Raw genomic sequence first — 23,756 nt, forward strand, 5'->3', positions numbered from 1 at the left:
AATAAATCATTTACTATTTCAATTGCAAAGAAATGAAGACTAAAAATATTTCACTGATCCTGGTAGCTGCTGCCCTGGTTGCATTGGGAGCATGTAAAAAGGATTTTCTGGATACCACGCCTACCAGCATCATCACTGATGCAGCCGTATGGGGCGATTCCTCGCTGGCGGAAGCATACATTACAGGCCGTTATATTGGCGTGGGCGGCAACAATGATGGAGGAAAACCCGGCTTTGGCCGCGGCTTTGAAGACGCCTGGATGAGCTCTGTAACAGATGAATCAGTGGTAGTATGGGATAACAATACCTGGTTTGTACAACAGGGCGCCCTCACACCCGACAGAACCGGCTGGATGAGCGATACCTGGGTAAGAAGCTATCGCAGCATCCGCGAAATAAACTACGCACTGGCCAACATCGATAAGGTACCGATGAGCGATTATGGTAAAGAAAGATTGAAGGGCGAGCTCCATTTTATCCGTGCCTACCGCTACCAGGACCTGATCCGTAATTTCGGTGATGTACCCCTGGTAGGCGATCGTGTGTACAACCTGGACGATACCAATTTCGATTCGCTCTTTATCCGCAAACCGGTGCAGGAATGTATTCAGTATGCAGTGAGTGAACTGAATACGGCGGCTACCATGATGCAGGATAAAAGCTATCCCATTGGCCGCGGTTCCTATGCCGCCGCACTGGCATTGAAAGCACGCCTGCTGTTATATGCTGCCAGCCCCTTGTATACCAATAACGTGAACGATAAAACGAAATGGGCGGCTGCCGCCTCCGCTGCCCAGGCAGTGATGGCGCTGAATAAGTTTACATTGTACAATAATTATAAAACCTTATTCACCATCAGCGGTACCAGTGAGGATATTTTTGAAAGAATATATTCCCCTACCAATGAGCACACCAACCTTGAACTGGTAAACGGGCCTAATGGCTATGGCGGATGGGGCGGTAATACTCCCATGCAAAACCTGGTAGACGATTATGAAATGGCGGATGGCTCCCGGTTCGACTGGAACAATCCTGTTCAAAAAGCAAATCCTTACCAGAACAGGGACCCCCGTTTTTATGCCAGCATACTTTATAACGGCGCTCCTTACAGGAACCGTAATGTGGAAACATTCCGTCCCGGTGGTAAAGACAGTAAAGATGGTAATGGCAACTGGAATACCAGTCCTACCGGCTATTATGTAAGAAAATACATCAACGAGGGCAACCCTGTGGAAAACCCGAACCAAACCGCTTACCAGCCCTGGAAATATCTGAGGTATGCAGAAGTGCTGCTGAACTATGCAGAAGCGCAGAACGAAGCAGCAGGGCCGGATGCCACTGTATATAAAGCAATAAACGACATTCGCGCAAGGGCCGGGATGCCTGAGCTGCCGAAAGGGCTTTCAACTGATAGCATGCGTATCCGTATCCGCAATGAGCGCCGCATTGAGCTGGCCTTTGAAGAGCACCGTTACTTTGATGTGCGCAGGTGGAAAATTGCAGAAATAACAGAGAACATTCCTGCATACGGCGTATTGCCCTCCAAACAACCGGATGGCGGTATCGTATATACAAGGATCATTGCGCTGGATAACCGCAAGTTTGATAAGGCAAAGAATTACTGGGTACCTATTCCCCAGTCAGAAATTAATTCATCCGGAAGAAAGCTCCGCCAGAACGACGGCTACTGAGCTTCTTTTTATAAACAATACGGATAACGGTACACCGTTATCCGTATTGTTTATATATTACTGTAGCAATTAGCTTAAAAAGATTTTTTTCATGATACGATCCATTCATTTGAAACGGAGCTGCTGGTTACTGGCAATAACTTGCGGGCACGCCGCTGCACAGGATGTAAAACCTGTTACTATACCCCTGGAATCAAAGAACAATGCCATGGTATTACAGGTAGATCCCAAAGGGCAACTATCTACACTCTATTTCGGTACAAAGCTATCCAATGCCGCAGAATACAGCCAGGTACCATCGGCCTATAAACAAACGGAAGATTACTCAGAAGTAGCCGGCGCCGCCTATACTGCCGCTGGTACAAAAAGCCTGCTGGAACCCGCTATCGCAGTTACACATACAGATGGCAACAATGGATTGGATCTCCGTTATGTAAGCCATAAAACAGTCTCCCGTGGACCCGGTATAGAGGAGACCAGCATCCTGCTGAAAGATCCTGTATACCCCTTTGAAGTAACCTTGTATTATAAAATATACAAAGCGGAAGATGTGATAGAGCAATGGTCCGTGATCAGGCACCAGGAAAAAGGAAATGTTACCCTGCAGAAATTTGCCTCCGCCAATCTTTATCTCAAAGCCCCGAAGTACTGGCTCAGGCAATATCACGGGGATTGGGCCAAAGAAATGCAGCCGGAAGAAACCCCGCTCACGCATGGCATTAAAACCCTCGATTCCAAACTGGGCACCCGCGCCAACCTGTTCCAGCCACCGGTATTCATGGTATCGCTCGGGCAGCCGGCTACGGAAGACCAGGGCAGTGTGTTGTATGGCTTAATGGAATGGAGCGGCAATTTCCGCATCGACCTGGAACTTGACAACCTGGATAACTTACGTATCATAGCCGGGATCAATAATTACGCATCTCCCTATATATTAAAAACAAATACCGCTTTTGAAACGCCGCCTTTCCTGTACACCTTCTCCGATAAAGGAAAAGGAGAGGCCAGCCGCAAACTGCAAAGCTGGGCCAGGAATTACAAAGTGCTGGATGGCAAGGGCGGCAGGCTCACGTTATTAAATAATTGGGAAGCCACTTATTTTAACTTCAATGAAGATGTACTGAAAGGATTACTGAAAGATACCAGGGACCTGGGCGTGGACCTGTTCCTGCTGGATGACGGCTGGTTTGGAAATAAATTCCCGCGCAACAGCGATCACGAAGGGCTGGGCGACTGGCAGGAGAACCGTACCAAACTACCTAACGGCATCGCGGCCCTTGATAGCATGGCGCAGGCCACCGGCGTAAAGTTCGGTATCTGGATAGAACCGGAAATGATAAGCCCGAAAAGCGAATTGAGCTCCCAACACCCTGATTGGGTACTACGACAACCAGGCAGGGAAGAACATTACTTCCGCCACCAGCTGGTGCTGGACCTTAGTAACCCGAAGGTGCAAGACTTCGTTTTCAGCGTGGTGGATTCCCTGTTTATAAAAGCACCCAAACTATCTTATATCAAATGGGATTGCAACGCGGTGATCTATAACGCATGGTCGGCTTACCAAAAGCAGCAGCAGTCGCAGTTATACGTAGAATATGTAAGAGGGCTGTACAAAGTGCTGGCCCGTGTGCGCGCCAAATATCCCCATGTGCCCATGATGCTTTGCTCCGGTGGGGGCGGTCGGGTAGACTATAACGCGCTGCAGTATTTTACCGAATACTGGCCAAGCGATAACACCGATCCGCTGGAACGGATTTTTATCCAATGGGAAAATTCTTATTTTTATCCCGCTATTACCAGCGCCAACCATGTAACAGACTGGGGCAAGCAACCGATCAAGTTCAGGGTAGACGTAGCCATGATGGGCAAGCTGGGCTTTGATATTGTGGTAAAGGACTTAAAAGAGAAAGAGCTGGCTTTCTGCAAAGAGGCCATCAGTAATTATAATGCTTTGAAAGAAGTGATCTGGCATGGCGACCAATACCGCCTGGCAGACCCGCACGAGGGCAGCGTAGCGGCAGTAATGTATGTGAATGAAAAGAAATCTTCCGGCGTACTGTTCAACTACCTGGTTAATTACCGGTATGGAGAAGGCAGTAAATTCCCCATCCGTTTAAAAGGCCTGGACCCCGCAAAGAAATACCGCCTGGAAGAAATCAATGTATATCCCGGTGAGGCATCAGCCATACAGGGGAACAACACATTTACCGGCGAATTTTTAATGAATATCGGGTTTAATCCACAACTGAATGTTAAAAGAACCAGTGTGGTGATCCGGATCAGCGAAGTTTCCTAATCATCATCTATGAATAATTTCCAGTTAGAAGAACATCCACATCAGCGTCTGAATATCCTGACAGGCGAGTGGGTATTGGTATCGCCACACCGTACAAAAAGACCGTGGCAGGGTAAAGTAGAAAAAATAAATAAAGACCCGCTGCCGGAATATGATGCCGCATGCTATTTGTGCCCGGGCAACAGCAGGATGGGCGGGGATCTGAACCCGGCTTACACCGCACCTTATGCATTTACCAACGACTTTGGCGCACTGATAGCAGATACGCCTGCCGGCGCAGATATTATCGACAACTTACTGCACGCACGCGGTGTGAAAGGCACCTGCCGCGTGATCTGTTTCTCACCCCGGCATGATCTTACGCTGCCGTTGCTGGAGATAGATGACATCCGGAAAGTGATAACGCTGTGGCAGGATGAATACCGCCAGCTGTCTGCCGACAAAGACATAAAGTATATCCAGATCTTTGAGAACAAAGGGGATATCATGGGCTGCAGTAACCCCCATCCACACGGGCAGATCTGGGCAACGAGCGATTTACCGGCAGAACTGATCAAGGAAACATCTCACCAGAAAAAATATTACGAAGCTACCGGCAAAAGCCTTTTGCAAAGCTATGTTGCCCTGGAGAAGGAAAAACAGGAAAGGATTGTTTGTGAAAATGAGCACTTCATAGCACTGGTGCCTTTCTGGGCAGTATGGCCATTTGAAACGATGATCATCAGCAAACGGCATGTAACCAACCTGCTACAGTTTGATGAAGCGGAGAAAAATGCGCTGGCAGATATTTTAAAGAGACTGACCATTAAATATGATAATCTTTTTGAAACCTCTTTCCCTTACTCCGCCGGTATGCACCAGGCGCCCGTAAATTCCGGAGATCATCCCGAATGGCACTGGCATATGCATTTTTATCCGCCACTGCTGCGTTCTGCCACCGTGAAAAAATTCATGGTAGGATATGAGCTGCTGGCCAGTCCACAGCGCGATATTACGCCGGAATGGGCCGCGAAGAAGTTACAGTCGCTCCCCGAGATACATTATTCACAGGCAGTTGCAGGTATGGAAAAAACACAATAGCTTAGTAGGATAGTATAGTACAGTCAATTTTTCCTTACATGCAGGACGTATACGAACAGATACATGAACTGGATGGCATTCCAGGCCTCTCCAAACACGAACAGTTTGTTCAGGGAATTATTAATGCCATTAACTCGAAACTGTTATCGAGAGGCGATTCCCTGCCTTCTGTGAATAACCTGATCGGGGAACTTGGTTTTGCAAGGGAAACTATTGCCAAAGGCTATAAAGAACTGGTGGAAAGAGGCATTGTTGCCTCACAGAACAGGAAAGGTTTTTTTGTAAGCAGCGATGATACAGGGCAGCAGCTGAAAGTAGCGCTGCTGCTGTTTGCATTCGATACCTTCCAGGAAACATTTTATAAAACCTTCCGGGCTGATATTGGTGGAAATATCCAGCTGGATGTATTCTTTCATCATAACAACATCGAGGTATTTGAAAGCATCGTAGCGTCTGTAAAAGGCCGTTACGGGATGTACGTGGTGGCGCCTATCCCGCATCCCAGGACAGCGGAGATACTGAAAGGCCTGCCAATGGATAAGTTCCTGATGATTGACCGGTACGAGCCGTTGCAAACAGACTGCTCTTACATTGTGCAGGAGTTCGGGGAATCTTCCTACCGGGCTTTTTCCGCGCTGGCGGATACTATCCGGCAGTTCGATGAAATGATCTTTTACTACCGGCCATCTACCGATACGCCCATAGAAATACTGAAAGCGTTTAAACGTTTCATAAAGGATCATAAGATCAACGGGGTGATTAAAACGGAGTATGAGCCCGGAACCGTTGTCAAAGGGAAAGTATATTATACCATCAATAATACGGAACTATGGGCCATCCTGAAAGATTGCGTGGAAAAGAAACTGACGCTGGGCAAAGACGTTGGCATTCTCTCCCATAATGATGATGTGGTGAAAGAAATTATCTGTAACGGCATCACTACTTATTCCACCGACTTTAAACTGATGGCGGAAAAGGCAGCTGCTTTCGTGCTGAACAGGGAAAAGATCCAGGAAACACTGCCTACTGTGCTGATAAGAAGAAAATCTTTGTAACTGTAATATTAATGCCTCTTTCTACTATTATAAGTTTTGCATTTTTTGTAGTGCTCATGACGGTATTGTCGTGGTACATTACAAGAAGGCACCAGTTGAAAACTGCGGCCGACGTATTTCTCGGCAGCCGCAGTTTAAACTGGCTGGTAATAGGCGGTGCGCTCATTATGACAAACATCAGCGCCAACCAGTTTATTGGTGAAAACGAATCTGTTTTTATCAACAACATGTCTATTATGTCCTGGGGAGTTACTTCAGTATTTGCCATGCTGCTGGTAAGTGAATTCCTGATGCCCATTTATCTCCGCATCGGAGCCGTTACCACGCCCGATTTCCTGGAGGTAAGATACGACAGCGGTACCAAGAAGATTGTATCTGTTATTTTCCTGCTCAGTTACCTGGTGAACCTGATCCCGGCTGTGCTGTATGGCGGGGCAGTAGCATTCAACGGCATTTTTCACCTGAATGAGCTGCTGCATCTCAGCTACTGGTCCACTATCTGGATGCTGGCCTGCCTCATAGGCATCACCGGCTTTTTTTATAACGTGCTGGGCGGCTTAAAGGTGATCAGCATTTCAGATACGCTGCTGGGCGCCGGTATGATCATAGGTGGACTGCTGCTGCCTTATTTCGGGTTTAAATACCTGGGGCATGGCGATGCGGAAACAGGCTTGCTTACGGTATTGGGAAGTCATACGGATCACCTGAATGCCATCGGATCAGTGCACGATGCTATACCTTTCAGCACTATTTTTACCGGTATGCTGCTGGTGAATATTTACTATTGGGGCATGGAACAGTTCATTGTGCAGCAGGCGCTGGGCTCAGTGAACCTGGAGCAAAGCCAGAAAGGAATTGCGCTGGCATGTTTGTGTAAACTGTTATCGCCGCTTATGCTCAATATTCCCGGCCTTATTGCAGTGCACCTGTACCTTCATCCTCAGGCAACGGCAGAAATATTTCCAAGGATGGCCGCCGATGTGCTGCCGCCGGTATACACCGGTTTAATTGCCGCCATCGTTTTTGGCGCGGCACTCAGCACTTTTAATGCAGGGCTGAACAGCGTGGGCACCCTGTTCACCATGAACCTGTATAAGCCCTTTATGATAGCCCGTAAAGGCAGCGTGTCCGACAAGGAACTGATCAGCCGTACCCGCCTGTTCCAGGTATTGGTATTGATGTCCGGTATTATCATAGCGCCTTTTATCATGTTGTTCAAAGGCGGGTTTTATAATTATATACAGATGCTGGCAGGATTTTTCAGCATCCCTATTTTTACCATCATGGTAGTAGGCATGGCTACCCGGTATGTGCCGCCGGTAGCGGCCAAAGCCGGACTGGTATTTTTCCTGGCCATGAATGTGTTACTGCAATGGGTGTTTGATACAGGCATCCATTACCTGCACCTGCTGGCCATCACATTTGTGGTAACAGCACTGCTGATGCTGATCATCGGCAAAATAAAACCCAATGGCAGTACCTTACCAGCCAGCGGTGATCCCTGTTGTATCTGTAGAGCCGTGGAAGCACCGGCATTGGTACAGCGCTGCTTTACTGATACTAATGGTATTGTTATTTATCATCTTTTCACCACTAGGACTTGCAAAATGAATAATGCGCTGATCTGGTTCAGGAACCTTTTACCTGTTACAGGAATGCTTTGCCTGTTAACACCGCTGTACGCCCAACAGGCGGCTCATGTAAAAAATATTCCCTTTGGGAAAAACAACCATATTGCTTACGACCTACATAAAGGCACTTATACCGTGTGGGCGGGGAAAAAAGCGGTGATCCGTAATGCGTTTGCTTTTTATGAAGATGCCGGTAAGCCGGATACCCTTCCTGTACAGCGCACTTTTGCCAGCTCCCGCATAAAAGATGGGACCCGTTATGTGATCACATCTGCCGGTAACGGCATAAAAAAACAACAGGTATTTTATGTTTATAACGGGAAAGAAGGCTTTTATACCTCGCTAACCCTGCAGGGCAAAGGAGCGCGCTCCCGCGCCATGAGCCCTTTAACAGGAGAAGCCGTATTGTATACCAGCGGTGTAGTAGCCCCATTCGATAATGACGCCTGGATCAGGTACCGGGTGGCCAGCCAGCAAGGTCCCGCATTTACCAGCTCGGAGGTAACCGCCTTGTACGATAGCACCACCAATGCAGGACTTATACTGGGATCGGTAGAGCATAACGATTGGAAAACCGGCGTAAAGGTGGAAAATACCCACGTTTCCGTGGTAGCAGGGTGGACAGACAGTCTTATCACCCGCGATAAAATACAACATGGGATCGTTACACAGGGCGATACCCTGTGCAGCTCCCCGAAGATCTTTGTACTGCCTACCGCCAACTGGCGTAAAGGCATGGAACAATATGGCAGCGCCAACCGCCTGGCAGAGCCACGTTATATTTTTGAATGGAAGGGCGCCAAACCCCTGGGATGGAACAGCTGGGGCAGTATGCAAACAAAACTGAACCTTGCCAAAGCCAAACAGGTGGTCGACTTTTTCGCGGACTCCTGTAAAACATTCCGTGGTAAGGACGGCAGCGTTTACATTGATCTCGACTCCTACTGGGACAACATGACCAAAGGCGGTATGACCGGCGATTTCAGCCAGCTCAAAGCATTTGTGGACTATTGCAAACAGCGCGGATGCAAACCCGGTATTTACTGGGCCCCGTTTGTAGACTGGTCAAAATCCTCCCGCACCGTGGAAGGCAGCCATTACAATTATGAAGAAACATGGTCAAAAGTAAACGGACAATACCACGATTTTGATGGCGCCCGCGCCATGGACCCCACGCATCCCGCTACCCGCGAACGCATCGCTTACCTTATCAACCGCTTTAAGGAAACCGGTTTTGAAATGATCAAAATAGATTTTATCGGGCATGCGGCAATAGAGGCAGATACTTATTATGACCCTTCCGTGCATACAGGCATGCAGGCTTTCCGCAAAGGGATGGAGTTCCTGGTAGACCAGATGGACGGAAAGATGCTGGTATATGCCGCTATTTCGCCCAGCCTGGCCACCGGCCGGTATGTGCATATGCGCCGCATTGCCTGCGATGCGTTTAAGAATATCGGTGAAACCGCTTATACCTTAAACGCAACCAGTTTGGGCTGGTGGCAAAATAAAGTATACGATTTTACAGATGCAGACCATGTAGTGTTTGCCGGTGCAACACCCGGTGAAAACAGGGCCCGCCTCACTTCGGCTATCGTTACGGGTACCGTTATTACCGGCGATGACTATTCGGAATACAGCAGCGCTTCCGGCGTGGCACAGCAACTGCTGCAAAACCGGGATGTACTGGAAGCAGCGCAGCTGCCCAATGGATTTGTGCCGGCAGATCATCATAGCGGTGATACGCCTTCCAGCCTGTTTGTGCATAACAGTGGCCGTTATACCTATATTGCCGTGCTGAACTATAACAAAGAGGCAACTACCTTTGAAGCCGGCTGGGAGAAACTGGGACTGGCTAAGGGTGAATATCGCTGTAAAGAACTATTCTCCGGTAAAACATCCACAGAAAAAGACGGGTTCCATTTCAAGGTAGCCGGGACCGACGCCATAATTCTCCGCCTGGAGAAGAAATAAAGTATCATTACCCCGAAAGACAAGCCCTTTATTTTCCATTTTTATCTAACTTTAATAAAAAAAATGGAAAACAAAGGGCTGCTTTTTATTCCGGATATAAGTGGCTTTACCCGTTTTGTGAATGAGATAGAGATTGAGCACAGCCGCCATATCATCCAGCAACTGCTGGAACTGCTGATCAATGCTAACGAATCGGGCCTGGAAGTGTCTGAAGTGGAAGGTGATGCTATCTTATTCTATAAATTTGGATCCCCGCCTGATCTTGCCCAGCTGTATAAGCAGGTGGAAAAAATGTTCTGCGAATTTCACCGCTACCTTGTTAATTACAATCACCGTAAAATTTGCCAGTGCAAAGCCTGTGTATCGGCTGTAGACCTTACCCTGAAAGTAATTTCCCATTACGGCGAGTTCACTACTTACCAGGTGAAAAATTTCAGTAAGCTGATTGGGAAAGATGTGATTGTGGCACATCAGCTGCTTAAAAACGATATTGAACAACATGAATACTGGCTGGTAACAGACAACCTGCTGCGGGATGAACCTCCCGCTGGGCTGGCGCAATGGATGACCTGGGATGCTGCCACCAAACAAACAGAAACAGGTGATATCTCCTTTCACTACACCCATTTAAGCGAACTGCGGAATACACTGCCTCCTGATCCAGACCCGCAAACAGAACTTAACAATAAGGTGAAAATGATTTCCGTGTCGAAAGAGTTTGACACTGATATTAAAACACTTACCTATACCGTAGTGCATTTTGAATTCAGGCACCAATGGCAGATAGGAGTGAAGGGAATAGATGAAGTGGAACATTTCCTGCCTGGTGTTGGCAGCCGGCACCGGCATCTGCTGGACAATGGCAAAGAAGTGATGATGTATACCAGCAGTTTCTCCTATAATCCTGAACAGAATGTGATGTTCAGCGAAACAGATGAGAAGCGGCATAACGCTTACTACTATACGATTGAAAGATTAACAGACCGCAGAGCGCGGTTGACTATAGATTATTATCTTCCTGAAAACTTTGTACGGCAATGGCTTTTCCGGCTAAAAGAAAAGGAAAAGATGACAGCCCGGTTACGCGCTTCTCTGGAAAGGCTTGAGCCTATTGTGATGAATATGGTACTGCCGCTTGATTTTTGATAAAGAGGCCGTCCTGTCAATGACCAGGACGGCTTCATTCCTTTTCTATTCATGAAATACCGGCATGGCGGGGAAATACCATCCGTTGTAAGTCAGCGTTTTTTTCAACGTAGCAGTGGAGGCATCATATAACAGCACCCTGTTGATATCCCCGGTGAAAGAGCCGTTCAGCGTAGTGATCACCAGTTCATTTTTATCCTTGTTATACGCAGCACCAGCTCCATAAAAATATTGTCCGGAAGGCAGGGTAATAAAAGGAGCCGCCAGTGATGCCGTGTTGCCAATAATATAACGGTACAGTTGAGTACCACCGGCAAAGCCATTGTTACGCACAATGTAGACAGCATTTTCTGTAGTGGAAGCAGTAATAGCTGCATGGCGCCATGCTCCCCACGGTGATGCGATGGTAAAAGGCAGTTTCACAGCAGTGCGCACCAGTGTGGCCGGATCTATACGGATCAGGGAATCTGAAGTGGCTGCATATACACCGCCATCCTTCCCAGCAGCAAATGCCAGGTTAGCTGTCCCGAATTTTTTCACTACGGCATAGGTGCTGCTGTTTAAAGCAACGATGCCATCTGTTTGGGACAATACAAAAATGTAGCTGCCGGCTTTTAACATATCACCTGTATAACCTGCAACACCGCTTACTTTAGTGCCCACCGCCAGGGAAGGTAACGTTAACGGATAAACGCCGTCGGCTGCGCTGAGCAGGCCTCGTGTGGCATCCACACCAATAAAGGCATGACCATCGTTGCCGGGAAGTATAGTGATACGGCCGGTTTCCACCAGGCTGCCTGCATCCGTTACTACCAGCGGTCCGCCGGCTTTTACAACAATATACATTTTGCCATTGAAAATGGTGGCGTACTGCAGCGTATTGGAGGGGCCACCTAATGCGCCTGCAGGGTTTTCTGCATGGTATACGTTGGGAACAAGACTATCGCCGCTATAGGAATAGAAATGCAGATCGCCCGTACCATGGCCAAACCATCCCTCATTGGCAATAAAGAACCCGTTGCCATATTTACCTGCAATCAGCGATGCGGTAACGCCGCCGGTACCGGCTTCATTGGTACGTTGGGATCCGAGGGGTTGTAATGCGTCATCTTTTTGACAGGAGGCAACAAACAGCATCATAGCTGCAGACAGAAAGGATAATAACTGTTTTTTCATATTTATTGTTTTGTTAAGAAATACAATACTCTTTTCCGGGGCAAAAACCCTGGAAAAAATGATCATAATACCGGTTATCCTTCCGGCATCACGCCAAAGGCTAAACGAAAAACATAACAGCGCATAAATGCCTGGTAGGCCTACATTCATGGCATTTCACCCGAAAGCGTTGAATGATCAGTTGCAAAAGGCAGGTCTTCTGGCTTACCTGCTTTTCCGGGACCTTCCCATTTGCCGCCTGGCAAACAGTGGTATGGAGTACATCCGGAAAAACAATTTACCTGTTGGTAAATGCAGGCTTACAGCTACGGGGATAGCTCCGGTTTTACACCGGATTCCCTTTTAATCCGCCGCCGGGCGGAACCAAATGCGGAGCAAACCTAAGGTAATTAGGTATAAATGCCAAAATGAAGTGGAGGAGGTTTATTTTGATAGAAGAAATTGATTCATTGCCCTTTATTGCCCCTATATGGCCCCAATGGCCTCTATGTGGCCCCAATATCAGATTGGTTCAGTGTATGAAGTTCCTTTTCCGGTATTTCCAGATTTTTGTATGAATTTTTTTTCATTAACTCTTGTAAATCTCCTGTTGCAGTTCTTTTTGACACACCGGCCAATTCCCGGTATTGTGTATTGCTTATGCTTCCATGTTCCCCAATGTATAAAATAGCTTTACGTTGTCTATCTTCAGGTTCTTCAAACGGCGTGAGCTTATTTGTATACTTCTCTTTTAAAAATGTAATACCAAATCCTCCCTGTTCTAATTCAATTAAAGGTTCCGGCAATCCTGATCCAACGCACGAATCAATAATTTTATTAGTACCTCTGACGGAGACTATCCGGGGATTATAACAAATGTGGATTAACAAATCTGCAAACAATATTGATTAAATATATCCCCCAAAAAAAAAGCGTGATACAACACAAAATTGTATCACGCTTCTATCATCGTATATCTTTACGCAACTTTACCCCTTCATCTGCCACGATTTTGTTTTCGTGAACGCCCTTAAACCCTGGTGAGACAACGTCGCGCCAAAACCAGAGTGTTTCCTTCCTGCCCACGGCAACCCCGCAGAAACACGGTCGCAGCAATTCCAATAGCCGGTACCCGTATTCACCTGCGACAGGATCGCCTGCGCCCTTTCGCCGTTGGAGGAATATACGGAAGCAGTAAGACCATATTCCGTATCATTCATCATTTCAATCGCTTCTTTATCGCTCGCCACTTTCATAATACCTATTACCGGGCCGAAGCTTTCTTCCTGCATAATTTTCATGGAGTTGTCCACATCGGTGAGAATGGTAGGTTCAAAGAAATTGCCTTCATGCTCAATGATATGGCCACCAAGTTTAAGGGTGGCGCCTTTTGCCCGTGCTTCCAGTACCTGCGTTTCCAGCACTTTTAATTGTTCTTTCCTGGTGATGGCGCCAAAGTATACGCCTTCATCGGTAGGCAATCCCAGCTTCCAGGATTTAACGGCTTTTACAAATTCTTCCACGTACTGGTCGTATATTTTTTCATGCACATAAATACGTTCTACTGCGCAGCAGCTTTGCCCGTTATTATAAAAAGCGCCATCGGCGGTAGCCGCCGCTACAGCTGCAATATCCTCAATATCGTCTGTCACGTACAACGGATCTTTCCCGCCCAGTTCCAGCTGGCAGGGTAGCATCCGGGCCGCTATTTTTTCGTAGATGTATTTGCCGGTTTTATAAGAGCCGGTGAAAAAGTATCCATCCACCCGCAGGCCAAGCAGGTTTTCTCCCACTGTTTTTCCACCAATGGCTATTTTAAAGGCATTGTGTTCCAGGCCAGCGTAGTAAAAAAGTTTTTCGATTTCCATACCGGTGAGCACCGCATATTCGGAAGGCTTATAAAGCACGGTATTCCCTGCCAGCAGGGCCGGAATAAAAACATTGACACCTACCAGGTATGGATAGTTCCATGCGGAGATGTTACAGACAATGCCCAGCGGCTCGTAGGAAATTTTTTCTTTTAGTGTATCCGTATTCGTTACCCACTCGTCCGACAGGTATTTTTCTGCATTTTCCAGCATCCAGTTGATCCGGGTAATAGCGCCGTTGATTTCATTGCGCGATTGCTGCAATGGTTTTCCTGTTTCGGAAGTAAGCACGCCCGCCAGTTTCTCTATTCTTTTTTCCAGCTGATCCCTGAAACGCGCAATCACTTTAATGCGCTCTGCCAGTGGCTTCGAGGACCAATGATCAAATGCCAGCCGGAGCAGGGCGGTTTTCTCAACAACCATTGACAAGGTGTCTTCACGGAGAACGGCAAGGGTTTGTGCGGTGGCAGGATTAAAGATTCTCATTTCGTATGGTTTCTTACTGCTTGAAGAAATGTTGTTTTGATCTGTTGGGAGAGCGGGTTGCTTTCTTTCTCCGGCATTCTTTCCGGATGCCATTGCACGCAAAGCATAAAGCCTTTCCCGGTTTTATCTTTGAATTCAATACCTTCTATAATCTCATCGCTGGTATCGGAAGTAGCGCTCACCATAATATTTTTCCCAAGGCTGGCCGGGTGAATGCCCTGGTGATGCGCACTGTTCACCTGCCCTTTTTCCAGGCCGGTAGCCTTGTACAGCAAAGTGTTTTTACGGATGTTTACGCCATGAATTTTATCGCTGCTATCTTTCTTATGGATCCTGTTGGCGGCTTCGCCGATATCTTCATATACTTTTCCGCCTTCCAGTATGTTGATGTACTGTAATCCGCGGCAGATGCCAAGTACAGGCAGCTGATGCTGCTGGGAATATTCGTAAAGACGTTTTTCAAAATTATCCCTTTCAGGTAAAAATTCTGCTGGCCGATGTGGATAATTCTCGGCTCCTCCGTACAGCGAAGGGATTACATCTACGCCGCCGGTGAGCACCAGCCCATCGCAGGTATAGATGTCTTCCGCATTGTTGCGCAGGAAAGACAGGATCACCACTTCCAGGTCATCACCCAGGTCTTCAGGCGTGAACCACTTTTCGTAGTTGGCAAAGCTGGCTTCCGTATAGCTGAGCCCTATCTTTTTCTTCATGTCTATAGCGCGTTTAGGTACAACTGTTTGAAATCCTCCCGTGTAACCGGTTTAGGGTTGTTGGGATGTGCAAAATCCGCCAGTGCAAGGTCGGCCAGTGTTTCCACATGTGCACCGGTAACACCGATATCCCGGAGATGATGCGGTATATTTATTTTTGAATTAAGATCAAAGAGATATTGTACCACTGCTTCGCCGGTTTCTTCCTTTAGCTCCAGCGTTCTGGCAATGCGGCGGAATTTATCTTCAAAGCCCGCAATATTGAATTGCATCCCGTAGGGGATATTCACGGCATTGGCAAGGCCATGATGCGTATCCAGCAGGGAGGAGAGGGGATGTGCCAGGGAATGCACCACACCCAATCCTTTCTGGAAGGCAATAGCGCCCATCATTGATGCCATCAGCATATTACTCCGGCTTTCTATATCCGGGCTGTTAGTGGCTTTTTCCAGTGAGTTTTTTATGAGATAGATACCTTCCAGGGCAATGCCATCGCATAGGGGATGCGGATTTTTTGCCAGGAATGCTTCCATATTATGCGTTAACGCATCCATGCCGGTGGCGGCGGTGATGAATGGAGGCAGATCCATAGTAAGGGCAGGATCAGCAAATACAATTTTTGCCATCAGTTTGGGGGAGAAGAGTATTTTCTTCTGGTGCGTTTCATCATCGGCAATAATGGCGCTCCTGCCTACTTCGCTGCCGGTGCCGGCAGTAGTGGGCACAGTAACAAAATGAGGCACATCGTTGGTCACATATACGTCGCCGCCTATGAGATCATCGTATTTGAAAAGATCTTCCCGGTGATGAACCCTCAGTACAATGGCCCGCGCCACGTCCAGGGCTGCGCCACCGCCAATGCCAATGATGCTGTCACGGCCGGTATTGTCCCAAAGGTCGGTTCCTTTGTACACATCACTCTTCACAGGATTTTTGTGGATATCGCTGAATACTTCCACGGAAATATGGTTCGACTCCAGGTCTTTCACGATCGATTTAAAAAATGATAATCCTGCTATCGTTGGGTCGGTAACGATCATAGGTTTTGATAACCCGTTTTTCTGCAGATAGGCCGGCAGCTCGCTGATCACGCCGGCGCCGAAACGAATAGTAGTAGGAAAATTATACTGAAATGCCATATGCGGTTACTTAGATGATTTCAAAATATCTTTTCAATTCCCAATCGGTCACTGCTTTGGCATATTGCCGCCACTCCCATTCCCTGGTTAACGTAAAGTGTTCAACAAACGCTTCGCCGAACAGCTCTTTTGCAAGGGCCGATTCCTTCATTTGTTGGGTGGCCATATGAAGGTTCTGTGGTAATACACCATTCGAGGTGTCTTTGTACCCATTACCGGTGGTTATTTTTTTCTCAAGCGGTAATTTATTTTTTACGCCATACAACCCGGCGGCCAAACAGGCAGCCAATGCCAGGTATGGATTGGTATCTGAGCCAACTACTCTTGTTTCCAGGCGGGTAGCCTTTTTATCGCCTGGTAAAGCCCGTAATGCCACTGTCCTGTTATCGATGCCCCAGGTGAGCGTAGTGGGGGCCCAGGCGCCTTCCACGAGCCGTTTATAGCTGTTGATAGTAGGAGCTATCATGGGCAGTATCACCGGTAAGCAATACAGTTGCCCCGCAATGTAACTTTTCATGAGGGCGCTCATTTTATGTTCGTCCTGTTCATCATAAAATAAATTCTGCTTACTGTCCGCATCCCACAGGCTTTGGTGTACATGCCCGCTGCATCCTGGCAGGCTTTCATGGATCTTGGCCATGAAGGTGGCCATTACCCCATGCTTGTAGGCAATTTCTTTTACAGCGGTTTTAAATAGTATAGCCTGGTCTGCCGCCTGTAGAATCCCCGCGTATTTAATGGCTGCTTCATATACGCCCGGGCCTGTTTCCGTATGCAACCCTTCTACCGGTATATCAAATTTCACCAGCTGCTCAAACAGGCTGCTCATATATTCATTCTTTAACGCGCTGCGAAGGATGGAGTAACCAAACATTCCAGGCGATAAAGGAGTGAGGTCCCGGAACTGTTTCTGGTGGGCAGTTTCAGGCGTTTCGGTGAAGTTGAACCATTCAAATTCCTGCGAGAAGTACGGCACATAACCACTCTGCTCTGCTGAGGCCAGCACTTTTTTCAGCAGCTGCCTCGGGCAGGCATATAGGGGGGCATTGTTGGCTTCCACAAAATCTCCCAGGAAAAAAGGCACATCATTCTCCCAGGGGATTTTACGGAAAGTGTTGAGGTCAATTTTCACCTGTGCATCCGGGTAACCGGTATGCCAGCCTGTATACTTCACATTGTCATATACCACATCGCTCATATCCCAGCCAAAAGTAACATCACAGAAACCCATCCTGTTTTCTGTTACTGACACGAATTTCTCTGCTGCAATATATTTCCCTCTCAATACACCGTCGATGTCCGCTATTGCCACTTTTACCTTACCGGACGGATGGTTTTTTACATACGTTAATATTTCGGAAGTTGTCATGTGTGGGCAGGTTTAAAGATTTTGTACAACAAAAATGAAACGGTCAGCAGGGAAAAATAGATAATGCCAAGCAGCAGGTTGAAGATAAACATAGCTACTATGGAAATGGTGGCGATCACCAGTGCCACTACCGGGAACACAGGGTAGAAGGCTACCCGGAAAGGCCGTGGCAGTTCAGGCTCCTGTCTTCTCAGAATAATAATAGACACCATGGAAATAATATACAAAGTGAGCGCGCCGAAAACAGATACGATAATGATTTCGGAAGTTTTACCCGAAAGCAAAGCCAGTATCCCGATCACCATATTGCCTAAAAGGGCGTTGGCAGGCGTATGGAACCGCGGTGAAATTTTACCCAGCGCCGCCGGCAGGTTATGCACCCTGCCCATTTCATAAGTAGAGCGCCCCGCTGCCAGGATAAGCCCGTGAAAAGAAGCCACCAGCCCGAATAAACCTACGGTAATGAGCAGGTGGTACATGGGATGGTTGCTCCCGGTAATTTTTGCCAGCGCCAGCGGCAGCGGGGAATCAGAAGTTTCCCCGCTGATCCCGTTCTTATATACAATGGCTTCCCACCCGGCAATACCGGTGGCAGACACAAATATCAGGATACAAAGAATGGCCAGCGTGAGGATAGCCCATCCAAAGCCTTTGCTGATATCGCGTTGGGGATTTTTTGTTTCCTCCGCTACATTGGCAATGCCTTCAATGCCCAGGAAAAACCAGATAGCGAAAGGAATAGCGGCGAAAGCGCCGCCCCATCCAAACGGGAGCGGGTTGCTGGTAAGATGAACAGCCTGGAATTTTGGAAGCGATAAACCGGTAAACAGCAATAATTCCCCAACGGCAAGAATGGTGACAATCACCTCGAAAGAAGCTGCCGCTTTTACACCATACACATTCAGACCGGTAAACACAAAATAAATGGCAACAGCGCTGGTGAGGATAGGTACCTGCGGGAAAAAAGCGTTGAAATAAGCGCCGATGGCAAATGCAATGGCAGGCGGAGCCAGGATGAATTCAATCACCTGGGCTATACCGGCCACAAAGCCGATATTCTTTCCCATTGCCCTGTTTGCATAATCAAAAACTCCTCCTGCCTTGGGGATGGCGCAAGCCAGTTCTGCATAACTGAAAGTAAACGTTACATACATCACCATGATCACAAGCGTAGCAATGGCCATGCCTCCTGTGCCGCCCTTTTCAAGGCCAAGATTCCAGCCAAAATACATACCTGAAATAACGTATCCTACTCCAAGTCCCCACAGCATAAAGGGAGTCAGTGTTTTCTTTAAACCCTTGTTTTGTGTCATTTGAAAGATCTCTGTTGCGTGTATCTGTAATATAGTATAAATTAAAATATTATTTTGCTAACCGCATATCTTTACTGTATGAAACTAATGGCAAACGGACGTATATGGATTGAAACCGAAGAAGGCCCCTTTCTCGGTTACGGCCGTATTGAGCTGCTGGAGAAGATCCGTGAACTGGGCTCACTGAGGAAAGCAGCTGCGGAAATGAAAATTTCCTATCGCCAGGCCTGGGATTTTGTAGACCAGATGAATAAGCGTACCGGTAAACCGCTGGTGAAAATGGAAAGAGGGGGGAAGAGCGGAGGTGGCGCACTGCTCACCCCTGAGGGTGAACAGGCGATAAAATTATTTCATGAGCTGAATACGGCTTTCCGGCAATTCCTTGCTACGCGGAGCGCCAGCTTGAATAAGCGCAAATAACCTTTCCCAGCCGCGCATGTAACAGGCCTGAATAAACGCAATAGACCCCTATTCCTTCGCAAATCGTATGGTCATGGCCGTTACTTCCCATATCCATCTCGCAGGTTTCTTTTCACCGGGAACTACGATCCTGAACGGCCCCTTACCATCAGGCAACGGCTGCCCGTCTACCTTGCCGGCCAGTATCACCACACGGTTGGTAAAAGCGCTGTCCAGTTCGGCCAGGGAAAACAATACCTCATACCCATCGCCCGATTTTACCAGCAGGTATTTCGACATATTTTCCCCTCTCAGCTGGGCTCCCAGCGTTACGCCTGCCTGTTGTAGAATAGTTGTTACCGCTACCCCGGAGTAGTGATGCGGTTTTCCGTCGCGATCGGTGGCGGTTACTTCCGTTTGGGGCATCCTGTCAATGTCGGCAATACTGAGCTTTAACGGGTGTGTTACTTCCCCGTCAACCGAAATGGTTTGTGCAAAAGCGCTGGTGGTGGCAAATGCAGTAATGAATAAGTAAGCAGCGAATTTGTATAGCATGGTGATGTCAGTTTTTTTTATCTGTGCCGCCAATGAGGCGGTAATACCTGTTAGCTGGCCAACGGCCGGTAACTTTTTAAACATAACTAATTCGTTGTTCATTTTTTTGAATAACGGTGATAAAAGCTTGCCTGTACACATCAAAAACAAGGTTACAGAACCGGGAAGGAAAGCGAAAAAAAATAATGTAGCTGCCTGGGTGTATGGTTGATAACGGGTGCAAATTAGTATTAAAAGAAGAGGAAGTCAACGGCCATGGTTTAATTTCTCCGGCGGCCCGGATCCGTTGTACAAAAAAGCATAGCAGATTCCAGGAATGATGCTTAAATTACAGGGGAATAAACCGATGCTTAGATGAAAACTGGAAAAACACTCCCCTCCGCTATCACCATCTTCGGCGCCAAAGGGGATCTGACCAAAAGAAAACTGATACCCGCGCTTTATAACCTGTATACCGATAACCATCTTCCGCCTGTATTCACCATTTATTGCGTGGATTTCCTGCCGGAAGATGAAGCTGCGTTTAAACTGGACCTGCTCGCAGGGGTAAATGAGTTTAGCCGCAACGGGAAAGCAGATGAAAAACAATGGGAAGGATTTGCAAAGAATATCTCCTATCTCCAGGGCGATTTCCTGAAAACGGAAACCTACACCGGCCTGAAAGAAAAGCTGGAAGCATTTGGGAAAAAGCAAAAGCAGCATGGCTCCCGTATCTTTTATTTCGCCGTGGCGCCACGCTTTATTGAAATTATTGCTGAAGGATTGTACAAACACACCATTTGTAATCGCGATGGCCTTGACCGTATCGTAGTAGAGAAACCTTTCGGCTCCGATCTCGAAACCGCAAAAAAACTAAACCGCTTTCTCACCAAACGCTTTGCGGAAAAACAGATCTACCGCATCGATCACTACCTGGGAAAAGAAGCAGTGCAGAATATCATGGCATTCCGTTTTGCCAACTATGTATTTGAACCGCTGTGGAATAAAAAATATATCGATCATATACAGATCAGCGTGGCGGAGGAAGTTGGCGTGGGAAAACGCGGTGGCTACTACGATGGCGCCGGCGCCCTGCGTGATATGGTGCAGAACCACCTGCTGCAGTTGTTATGTATTGTTGCCATGGACCCGCCGGAATTTTACCAGTCGGAACTGATCCGTGATGCAAAAGTAAAAGTACTGAAAGATATCAGACATTACACGCCTGCACAGGTGCTGAAAAATGTGATCCGCGGACAGTACACCGCCGGTAATGTACATGGTGTACCACGACTGGCATACCGTAAGGAAGAACATGTCCTGTCTTCTTCCAACACGGAAACCTTTATCGCTGCAAGATTATTTATCGACAACGAGAGATGGAAAGGCGTGCCTTTCTTCCTGCGCACAGGGAAATCAATGCCGGTGCAATCGTCTGTAATTGTAGTGCAGTTTAAAGATTCTCCCAATAAGATCTTTAAAGATGATATCACGCCAAACAGGCTGATCATCAGTATACAGCCGGAGCTGGAGATCAGTTTACTGTTTGAAAGTAAAGTGCCTGGTCTGAAAATGAAACTAAAACCGGTGGAGATGGATTTTACTTACCAGGAATCCTATACGGAAACAATTCCGGAAGCATACGAAGCATTGCTGCTGGATGTGCTGGATGGTAATCCCACCTTATTCATGCGTGCCGACCAGGTGGAAGCTGCCTGGAAAGTGGTAATGCCCATCCTCGACACCTGGAAAAAGTATCCTGCAAAAGAACTGCATCTTTATAAAGCAGGTACCTGGGGCCCCACCGCAGCTACTACGCTGCTGAAGCCTTACGCGAAAGACTGGTTCCGCTTATCGGCAAGAGAAGAAAGTATAAAGTAGATACACCTAATAGAAAAACCGTCCCTTGTAAAAAAGGGACGGTTTTTTTATGCTAATCATTTAGATATCATACTCATTTTAATACCTTCTTATCGAGGAAATAAATTTACGCACTGAAATCTTTTTTATTTTATACTTTTATTTCAACGATAGAAATGGACATTTTTACAACGCCCTATTAACAAAAAGATCACAGATTTAATTCCTTAAACAATGTTAGCCAGTTAGTTTTTACCCTTGTGCCTCAGATCTTGTGTTTACCCGGTTTCAAAGCCTTTTTATTTATTTATTTATTTATTTCAACCAAACAGTAACCGTATCAGTATTGCTATTGCATTGATGTGTAGTTTGCCATAACTTTTTAATGATCTGTCAACACTGGATGCCGCTGCTGCAGCCGCGCTTTCCAGCGAGAGTGCTGAAGCTCTTTCGGCCATCAATGCCGTATGAATACCTGTGAGATTAATATTCCATATGTACCCTAAAATATCTTCATCTTGAAACCTCTTTACTACGTAGCATTTATGCGTGATAAGTGTTTCGGCTTTGCTGTAATGCTGATATTGTGCAGTGATATAACGTTGGCGCAGCACACAAATACGGGCATCCCGAAAGACAGCACACAAGCCGCTGTGCAATCTCCTCCTGTTCCCTCAAAACTGGTCACGCAATCACTGAAGAAATGGTCGGCCTATAAAGCACAACTGGTGCGCCGGGCAGAGAAGCAATTGAGCGCTGTTAAGAAAACAGACCTCGATATGTATAAGCAGTTGTATAGCTTCGACAGCACTGCCGCAAAAAACCTTTACCCCGAAGGGCTCGACAAGCTCTATGATGCAAAGATCGCCGGCATCAAATCAAAATCAACAGTAGCTGTAACAGCGGTTACAGGGGCTTATCAACCTTATGTGGATAGTTTGCGTGGTATTTTGTCTTTTGCAGACAGGTACACTTCCGGAGGCGCTGCTGCCAGGGTAAAGGAATCACTGGCAGGGCTAAACGAATTACAGGGCAAGTTCCAGGAGGCAGACCAGGTAAAGGAATTTATCCAGCAGCGTAAAGCGTTAATCAAAGAGTATCTATCGCAATACAGATCGTTGCCACCGGGGTTGAAAAATTCATACGATAAACTGAACAAAGACCTGTACTATTATTCCGCGCAGTTACGCGAATACAAAGATGCGCTGAATGAACCGGATAAGATGCTGAAGAAAACGCTGCAGGTCATGGATAAAGTACCGGCTTTCAAAAGCTTTATGGAGAAGCATTCCATGTTGTCGGAATTGTTCGGTGGCTCATCGGCAGCTGAAAGCGTGCTTCGTGGCAGCGCTGACCTTGTAACGCGGGACCAGATCCAGTCGCGCATACAAACACAGATCACCGGTGGGGGCGCAGGCGCCGCAGGAGCACTGTCGCAGCAGCTGAGAGCGGCCCGCCAGCAGATTGATAACCTTCAGTCCAAAGTAATGGCCAATGGACCGGATGCAGGTAATGTAGATCTTCCTGATGGCTATACTCCCAATAACCTGAAAAAGAAAACGCTGTGGCAACGCCTGGAATACAGCTGGAACCTGCAGAACCAGCCAGCCACCAATGTATTGCCGGTGATCTCCGCACTGGGTTTGTCAGCAGGTTATAAGTTTTCAGATAACACGGTTGCAGGTATTGGCGTGGCCTACCAGCTCGGCCTGGGTAAAGGTATCAATGATCTGAAGCTGAGTAATCAGGGCCTGGGGTTGAGAACATTCTTCGATATGAAACTGAAGAATACTTTTTGGCTGAGCGCTGGTGCGGAAGAAAACTACATGCATGAGTTTTCAAAAATAGACCAGATCAACCAATTGCGGTTCTGGCAGCAGAGCGCGTTGATCGGTGTAATGAAGAAAACAAAAATTGGTAAGCAAACAAACAGTATCCAGGTATTGTTCGATGTGCTGGCCAGTCGCCAGGTGCCGAGAGCACAGCCTTTGAAAATCCGTCTTGCACATAAATTGTAAAACCCTACTCTCATAAACATTTAATAGCA

General features: G+C 47.2%; 17 protein-coding genes and 1 riboswitch. Of the genes, 9 read left to right on the forward strand and 8 right to left on the reverse strand.

What is annotated here, in order from left to right:
- Positions 1 to 32 precede the first annotated feature (32 nt).
- The 6 genes from ABIE50_RS10575 to ABIE50_RS10600 all read left to right on the forward strand — a co-directional run bounded on the left by ABIE50_RS10575 (position 33) and on the right by ABIE50_RS10600 (position 10,873).
- Positions 33 to 1,691 (forward strand): RagB/SusD family nutrient uptake outer membrane protein, encoded by a 1,659-nt coding sequence (locus tag ABIE50_RS10575; protein ID WP_209863698.1) that lies wholly within the window; start codon positions 33 to 35, stop codon positions 1,689 to 1,691.
- A gap of 91 nt (positions 1,692 to 1,782) precedes the next feature.
- On the forward strand, positions 1,783 to 3,987 hold the full coding sequence (locus tag ABIE50_RS10580; RefSeq protein WP_209863696.1) for an alpha-galactosidase: 2,205 nt from the start codon (positions 1,783 to 1,785) through the stop codon (positions 3,985 to 3,987).
- A gap of 9 nt (positions 3,988 to 3,996) precedes the next feature.
- Entirely contained in the window at positions 3,997 to 5,067 is a 1,071-nt protein-coding gene (locus tag ABIE50_RS10585; RefSeq protein ID WP_209863694.1) for a UDP-glucose--hexose-1-phosphate uridylyltransferase, read from the forward strand.
- 38 nt (positions 5,068 to 5,105) lie between these two features.
- Positions 5,106 to 6,122 carry a GntR family transcriptional regulator gene (locus ABIE50_RS10590; protein WP_209863692.1) on the forward strand — a complete coding sequence of 339 codons (1,017 nt, stop codon included), beginning with the start codon at positions 5,106 to 5,108 and terminating at the stop codon, positions 6,120 to 6,122.
- Between the two features lie 11 nt (positions 6,123 to 6,133).
- The gene (locus ABIE50_RS10595) at positions 6,134 to 9,727 is read left to right on the forward strand and encodes a solute:sodium symporter family transporter (RefSeq protein ID WP_354027955.1); all 3,594 of its coding nucleotides are present in this window, start codon (positions 6,134 to 6,136) and stop codon (positions 9,725 to 9,727) included.
- Between the two features lie 63 nt (positions 9,728 to 9,790).
- Positions 9,791 to 10,873 carry a DUF2652 domain-containing protein gene (locus ABIE50_RS10600; protein ID WP_209863685.1) on the forward strand — a complete coding sequence of 361 codons (1,083 nt, stop codon included), beginning with the start codon at positions 9,791 to 9,793 and terminating at the stop codon, positions 10,871 to 10,873.
- 45 nt (positions 10,874 to 10,918) lie between these two features.
- On the opposite strand, the gene ABIE50_RS10605 is transcribed toward ABIE50_RS10600, so the two are convergent.
- From ABIE50_RS10605 to eat, 7 genes are all read right to left on the reverse strand, one after another.
- Complete coding sequence (locus ABIE50_RS10605) at positions 10,919 to 12,049, reverse strand: DUF5074 domain-containing protein (RefSeq protein ID WP_209863682.1); 1,131 nt, start codon at positions 12,047 to 12,049, stop codon at positions 10,919 to 10,921.
- 172 nt (positions 12,050 to 12,221) lie between these two features.
- Positions 12,222 to 12,432, reverse strand: a riboswitch (cobalamin riboswitch).
- A gap of 102 nt (positions 12,433 to 12,534) precedes the next feature.
- The gene (locus ABIE50_RS10610; RefSeq protein WP_209863679.1) at positions 12,535 to 12,930 is read right to left on the reverse strand and encodes a hypothetical protein; all 396 of its coding nucleotides are present in this window, start codon (positions 12,928 to 12,930) and stop codon (positions 12,535 to 12,537) included.
- Positions 12,931 to 13,017: 87 nt separating this feature from the next.
- Positions 13,018 to 14,382 (reverse strand): aldehyde dehydrogenase family protein, encoded by a 1,365-nt coding sequence (locus ABIE50_RS10615; RefSeq protein WP_209863677.1) that lies wholly within the window; start codon positions 14,380 to 14,382, stop codon positions 13,018 to 13,020.
- Positions 14,379 to 15,095, reverse strand: a complete 717-nt coding sequence (locus ABIE50_RS10620) for a gamma-glutamyl-gamma-aminobutyrate hydrolase family protein (protein ID WP_209863674.1) — start codon at positions 15,093 to 15,095, stop codon at positions 14,379 to 14,381. The genes ABIE50_RS10615 and ABIE50_RS10620 overlap by 4 nt, the downstream gene beginning before the upstream one ends.
- A gap of 2 nt (positions 15,096 to 15,097) precedes the next feature.
- Positions 15,098 to 16,234, reverse strand: coding sequence for an iron-containing alcohol dehydrogenase (locus ABIE50_RS10625; RefSeq protein WP_209863671.1), 1,137 nt, complete (start codon positions 16,232 to 16,234; stop codon positions 15,098 to 15,100).
- Between the two features lie 10 nt (positions 16,235 to 16,244).
- Positions 16,245 to 17,603: a glutamine synthetase family protein gene (locus ABIE50_RS10630; protein WP_209863668.1), complete on the reverse strand. Its 1,359-nt coding sequence runs from the start codon at positions 17,601 to 17,603 to the stop codon at positions 16,245 to 16,247.
- Positions 17,600 to 18,916 (reverse strand): ethanolamine permease, encoded by a 1,317-nt coding sequence (eat, locus tag ABIE50_RS10635; protein ID WP_209863665.1) that lies wholly within the window; start codon positions 18,914 to 18,916, stop codon positions 17,600 to 17,602. Before eat ends, ABIE50_RS10630 begins: the two co-directional genes overlap by 4 nt.
- A gap of 78 nt (positions 18,917 to 18,994) precedes the next feature.
- On the opposite strand from eat, the gene ABIE50_RS10640 reads away from it, so the two are divergent.
- On the forward strand, positions 18,995 to 19,336 hold the full coding sequence (locus tag ABIE50_RS10640) for a winged helix-turn-helix domain-containing protein (protein WP_209863662.1): 342 nt from the start codon (positions 18,995 to 18,997) through the stop codon (positions 19,334 to 19,336).
- Positions 19,337 to 19,384: 48 nt separating this feature from the next.
- Here the strand turns inward: ABIE50_RS10640 and ABIE50_RS10645 are convergent, their stop codons facing one another.
- Entirely contained in the window at positions 19,385 to 19,972 is a 588-nt protein-coding gene (locus ABIE50_RS10645) for a molybdopterin-dependent oxidoreductase (protein WP_354027956.1), read from the reverse strand.
- A gap of 252 nt (positions 19,973 to 20,224) precedes the next feature.
- Between ABIE50_RS10645 and zwf the strand changes: the two genes are divergently transcribed.
- On the forward strand, positions 20,225 to 21,730 hold the full coding sequence (zwf, locus tag ABIE50_RS10650; protein WP_209863660.1) for a glucose-6-phosphate dehydrogenase: 1,506 nt from the start codon (positions 20,225 to 20,227) through the stop codon (positions 21,728 to 21,730).
- 497 nt (positions 21,731 to 22,227) lie between these two features.
- Positions 22,228 to 23,727 carry a hypothetical protein gene (locus ABIE50_RS10655; RefSeq protein ID WP_209863657.1) on the forward strand — a complete coding sequence of 500 codons (1,500 nt, stop codon included), beginning with the start codon at positions 22,228 to 22,230 and terminating at the stop codon, positions 23,725 to 23,727.
- Positions 23,728 to 23,756 lie beyond the last annotated feature (29 nt).

The organism is Chitinophaga sp. OAE865 (genome assembly GCF_040546735.1).
In the GTDB taxonomy this organism is placed as follows: Bacteria; Bacteroidota; Bacteroidia; order Chitinophagales; family Chitinophagaceae; genus Chitinophaga; species Chitinophaga polysaccharea_A.